This window comes from Bacillus sp. FSL W7-1346 (assembly GCF_038593335.1).
In the GTDB taxonomy this organism is placed as follows: Bacteria; Bacillota; Bacilli; order Bacillales; family Bacillaceae; genus Bacillus; species Bacillus altitudinis.
Genome location: NZ_CP151988.1, coordinates 3,537,626 through 3,549,868 on the forward strand (window position 1 = coordinate 3,537,626; position 12,243 = coordinate 3,549,868).

Genomic DNA, 12,243 nt, shown 5'->3' on the forward strand with positions numbered 1-12,243 from the left:
GCGCCATTCTCCTTTTCTCCATTAGAATATAGAACGTAATCCGTCCCTATGAGCCGTCTCTATCCGAAATTCATTTTCCTTCATGCCCGACACTAGCCAAGAATGCTTCTGCCCCGGAATAACAAATATCATAGACTCTACATCCGGCGTATTATTTTTATCATAAGTGACCTTCATCAAAGAATCCATTTTTCCTTTTCTGACCCTTACATCAGAAACAAATGCCCGCACAAGCTCTTGGTTCTCTGCTTTATTTAGAAAAGAAGGGCAATCCTCATTCCCTTGACTGGCTTGTTCTAACAGCAGTTCAAATTCTTCCGCCTGCAAATTCATGACTGGTGTGAGGTGATCACTCATGTGTATGTTCAAAAAGGTTGTCACTTGCTCCACAGTCTGCTGATCTTCTTTTAGTTTGTGAATCTGATGCACTTGTTGATCATAAAGCGTATGATGCGCATACACACCTGCCTGAGTCGTATGAAAGGACGTACTGACCTCTTCATCTAATGCACCAAACCTTGAAGCTTTCACGGTATGTGATGCATCGTTCATGGCCTGAATAAAATGCCGGTATTTTTCTTTATAACGGTATTGTCTATTTCGAAATTCCAGCACGTCTTTTGCCAGCAAAGAGCGACATGCAATTTCAAATAAAAATCCAAGACGTTCATCCTCTACATCTGGATAATAGGCTTCCTTTAAAGACATCCCTTGCTCAAAATAGCCTTCACTGTAAAAACTAAAGATGAGTTCCTCGATACTTAGACTTAGCTGATCCAACTTGATCTCTCCTTATCCAAAAGAAAATGCGCCCTTCAAGAAATCACCTGCACCTTTCAACAGCGAATCTGCGGTTTCTTTTGTTTTTTCTATTCCTTTATGTATCACCTGATTTGCTTGATCAATGGTGTCATTGACTGCTTTAACACCTTGACCTGCCAGTTCAAATGCTTTTTTTCCTTTATCGACAACCGCATGAATTGGGTCTTTTAATTTCACTGCGACCTGTTCTGCAAAACCAGAAGTAAGCTTGGCGACTTTTTCACCAATAAAGCCACCTACTGCTGATCCTATCGCACCGCCAACCACTGTTCCAATCGGTCCTGCAAAGCTTCCAAGAGCGCCGCCCACAACGGCACCTGCAACAGATCCGCCTGCAATAAAGACCGTATTATTCACTGCATTTCCAACAGCCTTTGCATTTTCACGCTTGAGAACTTCTGGCTGATCCCCAAATTCCGCATAGTTCTCCGCAATTTTCAGACCGCAGCCAACCGTTTCTGTTGCACCCGTGACGACCGTTGCAATGATGGCATTTCCTTTCGCAAACCTTGCACCATTTTTCAGAACAGACTTGATACCAGCTGTGTCCTTCCAATTGATACTTCCTTTTGTGAAATCACGTACACTGTTCGTGAACGCAACTGTATCGCTAGGATAAAATTTCGTAAATTTCTTATGGACCAGGTCAGCCATCGACCAATTCGATCGTTTTAATAATTCTTTTTTGCTCAGCCAAATCCTTGCCAGCCGGTCAAATCTCGTTCCTTCTACCCGTCCGGTCACATCAAGAAGGAGCTTTGAATGTTGCGCAGCATAGCGGCCATTTTCTTTAATAAAAGTCGTCATTCCAAGCCCATAGTATTTTGCCTGCATCATCACAATACCAGCTAGGCTCGTGAGTGTACCATATTGATCATACAGACTGTACATTTTCCTTAAAATATCATCAGCTTCGACCATTTTATCCGTTGCATGACGAATGGCAATGTCGTCACTGCTCAATTTGCTCATTAAGGCTTGTCCAGAACCCCATGCATCTCCTACTCCAGAAAAACAGCTTCGATAACGGGGATCACAGCCTAGGATGAGGCCATCCAGTTCACTATGTAAATCGTGGTGCTTTGTTTCGATGGCCGAAAGCTCTCCTACAAAATCATTCGCCAGCCCTGTCAGCTGATCTGGATCTACTACAATGTCACGCGCCATCACATCATCTCCCTTCTCGGTTTCTTTCTTTCCGTTCTTCTCGCCTTTTTCGCTCAAGCTCTTCCATTCTGGCGATTTCAGCTTTACGTTCCTCGATTTTGACAGCAGCATCCCGCAGTTCCTGACTTGTTTCAAGCAAGTCCTTTTCAAATTGATCATAGCGTGCCACTGTTTCCTCAAAGCTTTGATCAAATTTATCTCTTGCTTCCCCTTGCCAGCCTGATCCAACTGCCTTCAGCCGATTCTCAAGCAGCTGCTTCGACTGCCGAATGCCATCAGCGGCTTCCTGGAACTTTTGAGCGAGTGCAAGTGTTTGACTAGAATCCAACTTTCGCACCCCTTTCTCCCAAATTAACGTACAAATGGATGATTTTATATGTCCTCATTATAAATAAAAAGACACCCAAAAAAATCACCCTAAAGAACCATTCAGCACATCGCAAAATAAAAGTAGGTCTTTTTCCTCTCTAATTGTCAGAGAAAACCTTTCTTGTTATGAAGCGCATTCAAGACATGATAAAATGAACATATTCTACAAAAGGAGTGACGTATTGATGAAAGAGGAAATGATCCAGCGATTCACAAGTTATGTAAAAGTGGATACACAGTCTGATGCAGACATAGAGAGCTGCCCATCCACTGCAGGACAGCTGAACTTAGCAAGGCAGCTAGTTGAAGAGATGAAATCCATCGGCATTCAAGAAGTGACAATGGATGAAAACGGTTATGTCATGGGCACGATTCCATCTAACACAGACAAAGAAGTGCCAACCATTGGCTTCCTGGCTCATATCGACACAGCCACTGACTTCACTGGCAAGAACGTGAAACCGCAGATTCATGAGAACTATCAAGGCGGGGACATCACGTTAAACGAAGATCTACATATCGTATTATCTCCAGCGCAGTTTCCAAATTTACAAAAATACCAAGGACATACGCTCATCACGACTGATGGCACGACCCTGCTTGGTGCAGATAACAAAGCTGGTATCGCAGAAATTATGACCGCCATGCATTACCTGATTGAGCATCCAGAAATCAAGCATGGAAAAATTCGTGTCGCCTTCACACCAGATGAAGAGATCGGCAGAGGACCTCACAAATTCGATGTTGATGCCTTTGGCGCTTCTTATGCTTATACGATTGACGGCGGCCCGCTAGGAGAGCTTCAATATGAAAGCTTCAACGCCGCAGGTGCAAAAGTATCAATTAAAGGAAACAACGTCCATCCAGGGACAGCAAAAGACAAAATGGTCAGTGCTGCAAAGATCGGCATGCTCTTTCACAACAAACTTCCTTCAGATGAATCTCCAGAATACACAGAAGGATACGAAGGCTTTTTCCACCTCACAAGATTTGTAGGAGAAGTAGAAGAAGCAGAGTTGCAATATATTATTCGTGATTTTGATAAAGAGAAATTCAACAAGCGCAAAGCACTATTTGAAAAAATCGCAAACGACTTAAAAGCAGTCTACGGCGAAAACAGCATCACCCTTAGCATTCAGGATCAATATTACAATATGAGAGAAAAAATTGAGCCAGTCAAACATATCGTAGACATCGCTCATGAAGCCATGGAAAACCGCTCAGTGACACCTGTCATTGAACCAATCCGCGGCGGTACAGATGGCTCACAGCTTTCATATAAAGGACTTCCAACGCCAAACATCTTTACTGGCGGGGAAAACTTCCACGGTAAATATGAATTCATCTCTGTAGAGAACATGCTGAAAGCGTCAGAAGTGATCGTGGAAATTGCACGTTTATTTGAAGAAAAAGCATAAACATGTTTACAACCGTTCCTGTTCGGGAACGGTTTTTTAATAAAAGTTTACAATTTTCTGAAACTTTTATGACACTTAATCGTACTAATAGAGACAACCCCAGAAAAATTCTTCTTGACGAGTGAAATAACTGGAAATATAATAGTTAAAAACAACCAGTATTTTAGACCTAAAAAAGCAGCCAGAATAAACCTTTAGAACTAAACGCTATTTGCTAACTATTTTCAGTTATAAACATCACTCACCCTGTCTACACTTAAAGAATAGGATGAATTGGAGGAATGTCATATGATGATTTTATTGATTATCGCTTCACTTTGCTGCTACTTACTATTCTCTTTCAAAAAAGATAACCGCACCCAAAAACGAAAAAGCGCAGAGCTTTCGGAGTTTGAAATCTTTCGTATGCGCCGCCACTACAACGGCAAACGCCGTCACCCACTAAACGATGCACCCAAACAAGTATAAATGTAAAAAGAAGGGCCTCATCACCAGGGGCTCTTTTTATGTATAAAAAACGACCAAATTCATGGCCGTTTCTCTTGTTTATTTATACACCTTCGCAGGTACTTGAATCATAGGAATTCCTACATAGTACGGTGAAATTTCATATGGCTGGAAGACAACAGCGATTCCCTTTTTCGTGAAGTAGTACTGCGTGTCGTAGCCGATTTGAATATCGCTTTTTTTCAGATTCGCATAGAATTTACTTTTATGCTTCTTTGTGTAGTTATAGATATAATCTCTTACTTTTGTACGCTTTTTCTTTGTTTTCACCACATCTGTAAAGTACAGTTGCTTTGTTTTTTTCTTTGTTAACACATAGTTCATGCTCGTAACCATCGTATCCCCGTGCATGCTACCGTCATTCATGTAATCATAGTTTAGGATACTTAGTTTCTTCCCATTGTTAAATTTCGTTTTAAACGATCTCTCGTATGTGATCTTCCCAATGCCTTCTTTTTTCGCTTCGTCCTTTAAGAACAAATACGTAGAATAGGAAAATGCGATATCTTCTTTTAAATCATGGTTGATGGTTTTCATATGCGCTTTACTAAGGTTTTTCACCTGTGCATATTTAAACGTTTTTTTCTTTTTATAATAGTGTGTGCTTACTTTTGCTTTTTTCACTTGTTTGGCATCCGCAGATCCAACTGGCGCAAACAATGAAACAATCAGCGAAAAAATGAGCAGGCTGATCGTTAGGCCTTTTTTCATTGTCATAGTAAAAACCCCCATTTTTGTCTATTACCAATTGAGTATACCATGACAAAAGAACCAAAAGAAGTGTTCTTTTCCATATTATTCTTTATTTTTCATGTGAGGTTTGTTTACCGTTTTCATAAGTTCCTGTATGCTTAAGATAGAATGTTAGATGAAGTGTGGTGTTTATCATAGAAGAGAATATTTTCAGTCATATCCGGACAACATTTCATAGTTTGTCCCCTACCCAGAAAAAGATTGCCAATTACATTTTACAAAACCCTCAGAAAGTTGTGCTTCATTCGATTAGTGCACTCGCTACTGAATGCAACACAAGTGAAACGACGATCTTCCGTTTTCTGCGAAAAATTGGCTATGAGTCCTATCAAGTGTTTCGTGTCCATGTCGCGCAGGATATTGCGACCAATACACCTCAATCCATATACGGTGAGATCGAAGCATCTGATAGTGTCGCAGATATTAAACATAAGGTCATAGAGTTAACAACCAACTCTATTCAGGATATGAAACATATTTTAGAAGACCAAGCTGTGACACAATTTATTGAGCAAATGAAACAGGCACATAAAACCGTCTTCTTTGGAGCAGGTGCCTCCAGTTTTATTGCCGGAGATGCCTATCATAAGTTTCTCCAGCTTGGCTTTGAAGTGAGTCTATGCAGTGATCCTCATATGATGAATATGATTGCAACACATGCAACGGAACATGATTTTATCGTCGCGATCTCACATTCAGGGGAAAGTAGAGAAATCCTTGATGCCGTGCAATTTGCAAAGGAAAAAGGTGCAACGGTCGCCTCGATTACGAGCTATCCGAAATCAGAGCTCGCCAAGAAATCCGACTTTCATCTGCTCAGTTCATCGAGAGAAACAACCTATCGTTCTGACTCAATGATTTCTCGTATTAATCAGCTTGTGATTATTGATGTTTTGTACGTCACAGCTGTTTTAGAATTAGGATCAAATGCAATCGACAACGTCAAACGTTCTCGATTAGCTGTAGCTAAAAATAAAACATAATCGACCATAGACCGGAGCTGTTTCCGGTCTTTTTTTTGTGACTTTTCTCATATTTTCCGTTGACACATTCCTATTTCGTCATGTACATTAAATGAACAATAGTTTATTTCCTACCATTAATTTAAATCGATAGTATATATACTAACAAAAAGAAAAGAAAGCGCTTTTTGTAAGGGGTTTCTAAATAGGAGGCGGACAAAATGGCAAAGCAAATTGGATTCATTGGATTAGGCATTATGGGGAAACCTATGGCACTCAATCTATTAAAAGCCGGTCATACTGTGACTGTTTTCGATATTCATACAGAAGCTGTTCTAGCATTAAAAGAAGTGGGCGCAAATGCCGCTGCATCAGCTGCTGAGGCAGCATCTGAAAGCGATATCATCATCACGATGCTTCCAAAAGGTGAGCATGTAGAAGCAGTTGTAGCAGGTGAACAAGGCATATTGGCTACAGCAAAACCTGGCACGATTATTATAGATATGAGCTCTATTTCACCTGTTACTTCTAGAGCATTAGCGGCACTGGCAAAACAGCATCAGGTCGAATTTATCGATGCTCCTGTCAGTGGCGGAGAGCCAAAGGCGATAGACGGGACACTTGCGATTATGGCGGGCGGAGAAAAAGAGATTTTTGAACAAGTAAAGGATGTCCTCTATGCCATGGGCACAGATGTCGTATTAGTTGGATCAAATGGAAGCGGGACAACCGCAAAGCTTGCGAATCAAATCATCGTCAACTTAAATATCGCTGCCATGTCCGAGGCACTCGTCCTTGCCGCTAAGTCTGGCATTGCGATTGATAAAATGTATGAAGCCATCCGAGGTGGACTGGCAGGAAGTGCTGTACTCGATGCGAAGGTTCCTCTCATTTTAGAACGAAACTTTGAGCCTGGCGGACGTATTGACATCAACTTAAAGGATTTAACCAATGTCATGGAAACTGCCCACGATATCGGCGTTCCTCTCCCGCTTTCTAGTCAGCTGCTGGAAATCTTCCACGCCCTCAAAGCGGACGGAAAGTCTGGACTTGATCACGGTGGGATCGTTCAATATTACGAAAAAATGGCTCATGTTGAAGTGAAGAAAGGATGAGGTTCTATGAAACAAAGCATTGAGTTATTAAATGCCATTCCGAAAGCGGATTCAGAGCGCATTCAATCAGCATACGAACAAGCACTAAACCATTTCCACCATAAAGTGATTGTATTAGACGATGACCCAACAGGCATTCAAACCGTACACGGCGTCTCTGTTTTCACCGATTGGTCAGAGAAAAGCATTGAAGCTGGTTTTCTTGAAGACAGCCGTATGTTCTTTATCTTAACCAACTCTCGCAGTATGACAGAGAAAGAAACGGCGGTTCTTCATGAAACGATCGCATCAACGATTGTGAAAACGGCTGAACGGCTTGATCAAAATTTCATCATTGTCAGCCGGGGGGACTCCACCCTGCGTGGACACTTCCCGCTAGAGACTCACATTCTCAGAACGACCATTGAACAGCAAAGCTCCCGCCAATTTGACGGCGAAATCCTTCTTCCCTTTTTTAAAGAAGGCGGCCGCTTTACGATTGGCAATATTCACTACGTACAGGAAGGTCACGAATTAATTCCTGCTGGTGACACAGAATTTGCATTGGATCGTACATTCGGATTTCAATCTTCTCACCTCGGAGAATGGATCGAAGAGAAATCAAACGGATCGTTCACTAAGGAAAACACTACTTATATTTCTTTAGAAGATATCCGGGCTTTACGTATTGAACAAATCAAGGATCAGCTGATGACCGTGAAGGATTTTCAAAAAGTGGTTGTAAATGCAGTAGACTATGACGATGTCAAAGTCTTTGTCATTGCCCTCATAGATGCCATCAAAGCAGGTCAGCACTTTCTATTTAGAAGTGCCGCAGCTCTCACAAAAGTGCTTGGCGGTGTTGAGGATCAAGCACTATTAACTAGACAAGACTTAATACAGGAAGAAAGCACGCACGGTGGCCTCATCATGGTCGGTTCCCATGTCAAAAAAACAACCGAACAATTGCGAGCGCTGCAGCAAAATAAAGACATTGCATTTATTGAATTTGATACACACCTCGTGTTAGAACCTGAAGCATTTCAAGAGGAAATTGACCGCGTGATTCAACAAACTGAACGGCTTTTAACAACCGGGCAATCGGTTGCTATTTATACAAGGAGAGAACGGCTTGATCTTGGGGACGATCGTCAAGAGGAAGAATTGAAACTGTCTGTTCAGATTAGTGATGCGGTGACAAGCATTGTTCAGCGCCTCTCCATTCGCCCTAAGTACCTCATTGCCAAAGGTGGAATCACCTCTAGCGATATTGGAACAAGAGGACTCAGCGTCAAACGTGCGACCGTCGCAGGTCAAATCAGACCAGGTATTCCCGTTTGGCAAACAGGAGAAGAAAGCAAATTCCCATTTATGTCTTATGTGATTTTCCCGGGAAATGTTGGCTCAAAGGATACGTTAAAAGAAGCAGTAGACATACTTGAAGGATAAAGCAGAGGGAGCGTTCACGCTCCCTGATGCAGCACAAAGGAGGAAAGATCATGTCGTTAGTTTTTATCGGACTTGGCGTTTTGTTATTACTTTTACTCATGGTTGTCTTTAAGTTAAACGCTTTCATTTCGTTGATTATTGTCTCTTTAATCGTTGCCGTTTTAGAAGGCATGTCACCACTTGAAGCGATTGCTTCAGTCGAAAAAGGGCTTGGAAGTACACTCGGCCATCTGGCGTTGGTTCTTGGCTTTGGAGCGATGCTTGGTAAATTGATGGCTGATTCTGGCGGTGCTCAGCGTATTGCCATGACACTCATCGACCGCTTTGGTATCGGGAAAATCCAATGGGCGACGATGCTGACTGGATTTGTTATCGGAATTGCTCTATTTTATGAAACCGGATTCATTATTCTTATTCCATTAGTCTTTACCATTGCTCAAGCCGCAAGACTCCCTGTGTTGTATGTGGGAATGCCGCTCGTCGCTGCACTCATTACCACACATGGCTTCCTCCCTCCTCACCCAGGGCCGACAGCCATTGCCAATGTATTTCAAGCCAACATGGGACAAACCTTATTGGTTGGAATTATTTTAGCCATTCCTGCTGTTTTAGTAGGCGGACTTCTGTTTACGAAACTATTTAAGAAAGACCAACTGCATGCACACATTCCAAAGGACTTGTTTAATCCAAAGGAATTTACAGAAGAGGAAATGCCAAGCTTCGGCATTAGTATTTTCACCGCTATTTTACCTGTATTGCTCATGACATTCAGAGCATGTTTAGAAATTTTCTTCCCGTCCTCCCCGCTGCTACCGGCGGCTGAGTTTTTAGGTGAGCCGGCGATTGCCCTATTAATCTCTGTGTTGCTTGCCATCTACACATTTGGTCTTGGCAGAGGAAAGAGCATGCAGGACGTCATGAAGTCGATTACGGATTCAATTGGCTCCATTGCGATGATTCTATTGATCATTGCTGGCGGCGGCGCCTTTAAACAGGTGCTCATTGACAGCGGTGTTGATCAATACATTGCAGGGATTATGCAAGGAAGCACACTGTCTCCTCTGCTCCTCACTTGGCTGATTGCAGCTGTCCTTCGTGTCTCTTTAGGGTCAGCAACTGTCGCGGGTCTCACAGCAGCTGGCATTTCTGCACCGCTAATTGGTTTGACGGGAGTCAGCCCAGAATTAATGGTGATTGCAACAGGCGCCGGCAGTATAACATTCTCTCATGTGAATGATGCAGGTTTCTGGATTTACAAAGAATACTTTAATTTGTCGATGGCTCAAACTTTTAAAACTTGGACATTAATGGTGACTGTTCTATCACTTGTTGGATTAGCCGGTGTTCTCGTCGCTGATTTGTTTATGTAGGAAAATAAATAGGAAAAACCATTGACTTTTTCTCGAAAAGATTGAATAATTGTGTTTATTAAGAAAATTGAATCAAAGGTAACCTTATTAAGAGTGGTGGAGGGACTGGCCCTGTGAAACCCGGCAACCGCTGTTCCTAGGAACAGAATGGTGCTAATTCCTTAAGCAAGCTGATGCTTGTTTGAAGATAAGGCAGAGATCTCACAGTATATGATGCTCTTCCTTATCCAAGGAAGAGCTTTTTTATTTGATTTATAACCTGAAGAAAGAAGGGATTCAGCATGACACAAGTACAAACCATTGGTAAGACAACAACAAAGCCGCCATTTCGCGCAGATCAAGTAGGGAGTTTACTTCGTTCTGAACGCATCAAAGAAGCCCGCAAGCAAAAAGCAGACGGTACACTGACAGCAGAACAGCTCAGACAAATTGAAAACGAAGAAATCACTCGTATTGTAGAGAAGCAAAAAGAAATTGGATTAGAGGTTGTCACAGATGGAGAATTCAGACGTGCATGGTGGCATTTTGACTTTCTAGAAGGGCTTGATGGGGTCGAAGGATTTGAAGCAGACCAAGGCATTCAATTCCACAATACGACGACAAAAGCGAGAGGCATCAAAGTAACAGGTAAGATTGATTTTACTGATCATCCAATGCTGGAGGATTATCGCTTCCTTCACAGCATCGCGGGTGATCATACGGCTAAAATGACGATTCCAAGTCCGAATATGCTCTTTTTCCGTGGAAAGCTTGAAGAAGGTGTGTACGACAGCTTAGATGATTTTCACCGTGACGTGGCACAAGCTTATAAAAAAGCCATCCGTGCTTTTTATGATGCAGGCTGCCGTTACTTACAGCTAGATGATACAGCTTGGGCTGTGTTCTTTTCTGAAAAAGGACATGAACAAATCAAAGCTTTTGGCCGCGAGGAAGATGAACTGCGTGAATCGTTTGCGAAAACAATCAATGAAGCGGTTGCCGATCGACCAGATGATTTAGTGATCACTATGCACATTTGCCGTGGTAACTTTAAATCAACTTGGGCAGCCGAAGGTGGTTACGAGGCAGCGGCAGAAACGATTTTTGCGGGTCTCGATTTGGATGGTCTCTTCTTAGAATTCGACGATGACCGTTCTGGCGGATTTGAACCCCTGCGTTATGTGAAAAATCCAAACCTTCAAATCGTACTAGGTCTTGTCACTTCAAAGTACGGAGAACTTGAACCCGTCGATCAGATCAAAAGACGAATCGAGGAAGCGGCTCAATATGTGGACATCAACCAAATCTGTTTGAGCCCACAATGCGGATTCGCCTCAACAGAGGAAGGCAATTTGTTAACAGAAGAACAGCAATGGGAAAAGCTGCGTCATGTGATTGAGATTGCGGATCAAGTGTGGAAATAGGCGGAAATCTGCAGAAAAAGCTTACCGTCATAATAAAGAACCGCTTTTTTGGCGGTTCTTTATTTTTTGTCATCTCTATCAACATTATATGAAGTTTAATCGTCATACTTCTATAGTAGAGTTAAGAAGATAATGAATATAAGTTATCTTCTTAAAAACCATCTTTTATACTCATAAGTTGTCTTACAACAAGTTGTGTAGATTGATATACATCTAAGTCATCTTTCTTTCTTGCCAGTATATCCCCTACTGAAATTCCCTTGAAATCGTTTGGCAAATTATTTATCATTGATTTTAATTTTTCTTCTGCCTTTTTTCGTTCATTTTCATCCAAAAGATCAATATTAACCAGTTCTCTCCATTCGTCTTTTTGAATCAATCGATTCCTTAATTCTATTAAAATTAGATCTAGCCAAGCTGGCTGACCGAAGGTAAAGTTTAATGCAATGGTTTCTTCAGAAGAACTAGTTGAATGCCAACAACCTCTTGGAAGAAATAAAAATGATCCCGTATCCAAAATCAATTCCCTTCCATTAGATAAATTTTCATCAGGAAAATCACCATTCCAATACGACTTTAATGGCTCTGGCAAATGAGGAGCCTCAATTAATTCATAATGTTGAAGTGGATTCACTGTATTAAAATTTTCAGCCAACTTCCATTTCTTTTTCCCTTTAAGTTGAAAAATGAAATTGCAATACGCATCAAAATGTGCTGAAAATCCAGCTGATTCTTTAGCAGCGTACAATACTGCTTTTGCCATTGTTCCCTCAGGCAAGCCTAAAAGATTATCCTATACCATTTAGAATTCAATTTAGTGGATATACAGCTCTCTAAAACCATAAACGCCTTCCTAGATTAAAATAACCGATGATTCTAGCCATCTTTTGTATTTTCTCCAATTTCTTTTTTACAAACTATCAATCTAT

12 protein-coding genes and 1 riboswitch are annotated in these 12,243 nt (G+C 41.6%); of the genes, 7 read left to right on the top strand and 5 right to left on the bottom strand.

Annotated features, from left to right (window positions below):
* Window positions 1-21: 21 nt before the first annotated feature.
* The 3 genes from NST09_RS18260 to NST09_RS18270 are packed head-to-tail and all read right to left on the bottom strand — an operon-like array spanning window position 22 to window position 2,317.
* The gene (locus NST09_RS18260; RefSeq protein ID WP_342493188.1) at window positions 22-780 is read right to left on the bottom strand and encodes a hypothetical protein; all 759 of its coding nucleotides are present in this window, start codon (window positions 778-780) and stop codon (window positions 22-24) included.
* Window positions 781-792: 12 nt separating this feature from the next.
* Window positions 793-1,989 (bottom strand): glycine zipper domain-containing protein, encoded by a 1,197-nt coding sequence (locus NST09_RS18265; RefSeq protein ID WP_017358662.1) that lies wholly within the window; start codon window positions 1,987-1,989, stop codon window positions 793-795.
* 4 nt (window positions 1,990-1,993) lie between these two features.
* Complete coding sequence (locus NST09_RS18270; RefSeq protein ID WP_146271002.1) at window positions 1,994-2,317, bottom strand: WXG100 family type VII secretion target; 324 nt, start codon at window positions 2,315-2,317, stop codon at window positions 1,994-1,996.
* A gap of 226 nt (window positions 2,318-2,543) precedes the next feature.
* On the opposite strand from NST09_RS18270, the gene pepT reads away from it, so the two are divergent.
* Window positions 2,544-3,776 carry a peptidase T gene (gene pepT, locus NST09_RS18275; RefSeq protein ID WP_217816015.1) on the top strand — a complete coding sequence of 411 codons (1,233 nt, stop codon included), beginning with the start codon at window positions 2,544-2,546 and terminating at the stop codon, window positions 3,774-3,776.
* Between the two features lie 288 nt (window positions 3,777-4,064).
* Window positions 4,065-4,244, top strand: a complete 180-nt coding sequence (locus NST09_RS18280) for a hypothetical protein (protein ID WP_008345664.1) — start codon at window positions 4,065-4,067, stop codon at window positions 4,242-4,244.
* Window positions 4,245-4,322: 78 nt separating this feature from the next.
* On the opposite strand, the gene NST09_RS18285 is transcribed toward NST09_RS18280, so the two are convergent.
* Window positions 4,323-5,000, bottom strand: a complete 678-nt coding sequence (locus NST09_RS18285) for a DUF3298 and DUF4163 domain-containing protein (RefSeq protein ID WP_017368341.1) — start codon at window positions 4,998-5,000, stop codon at window positions 4,323-4,325.
* A gap of 161 nt (window positions 5,001-5,161) precedes the next feature.
* Here NST09_RS18285 and NST09_RS18290 point away from each other — a divergent pair, with 161 nt between their 5' ends.
* The 5 genes from NST09_RS18290 (at window position 5,162) to NST09_RS18310 (ending at window position 11,314) form a co-directional block, all read left to right on the top strand.
* A complete protein-coding gene (locus NST09_RS18290; protein ID WP_342493189.1) occupies window positions 5,162-6,019 on the top strand; it encodes a MurR/RpiR family transcriptional regulator in 858 nt (285 codons plus the stop codon).
* 200 nt (window positions 6,020-6,219) lie between these two features.
* Window positions 6,220-7,113 carry a 2-hydroxy-3-oxopropionate reductase gene (gene garR, locus NST09_RS18295; protein WP_017358657.1) on the top strand — a complete coding sequence of 298 codons (894 nt, stop codon included), beginning with the start codon at window positions 6,220-6,222 and terminating at the stop codon, window positions 7,111-7,113.
* 6 nt (window positions 7,114-7,119) lie between these two features.
* Complete coding sequence (locus NST09_RS18300) at window positions 7,120-8,541, top strand: four-carbon acid sugar kinase family protein (protein WP_342493190.1); 1,422 nt, start codon at window positions 7,120-7,122, stop codon at window positions 8,539-8,541.
* 50 nt (window positions 8,542-8,591) lie between these two features.
* Window positions 8,592-9,911 (top strand): gluconate:H+ symporter, encoded by a 1,320-nt coding sequence (locus NST09_RS18305; RefSeq protein ID WP_008345676.1) that lies wholly within the window; start codon window positions 8,592-8,594, stop codon window positions 9,909-9,911.
* Between the two features lie 81 nt (window positions 9,912-9,992).
* Window positions 9,993-10,105: riboswitch (SAM riboswitch) on the top strand.
* 87 nt (window positions 10,106-10,192) lie between these two features.
* Window positions 10,193-11,314, top strand: a complete 1,122-nt coding sequence (locus NST09_RS18310) for a 5-methyltetrahydropteroyltriglutamate--homocysteine S-methyltransferase (RefSeq protein WP_342493191.1) — start codon at window positions 10,193-10,195, stop codon at window positions 11,312-11,314.
* A 151-nt stretch (window positions 11,315-11,465) separates the two neighbouring features.
* Here the strand turns inward: NST09_RS18310 and NST09_RS18315 are convergent, their stop codons facing one another.
* A complete protein-coding gene (locus NST09_RS18315) occupies window positions 11,466-12,077 on the bottom strand; it encodes a cupin domain-containing protein (RefSeq protein ID WP_342493192.1) in 612 nt (203 codons plus the stop codon).
* Window positions 12,078-12,243 lie beyond the last annotated feature (166 nt).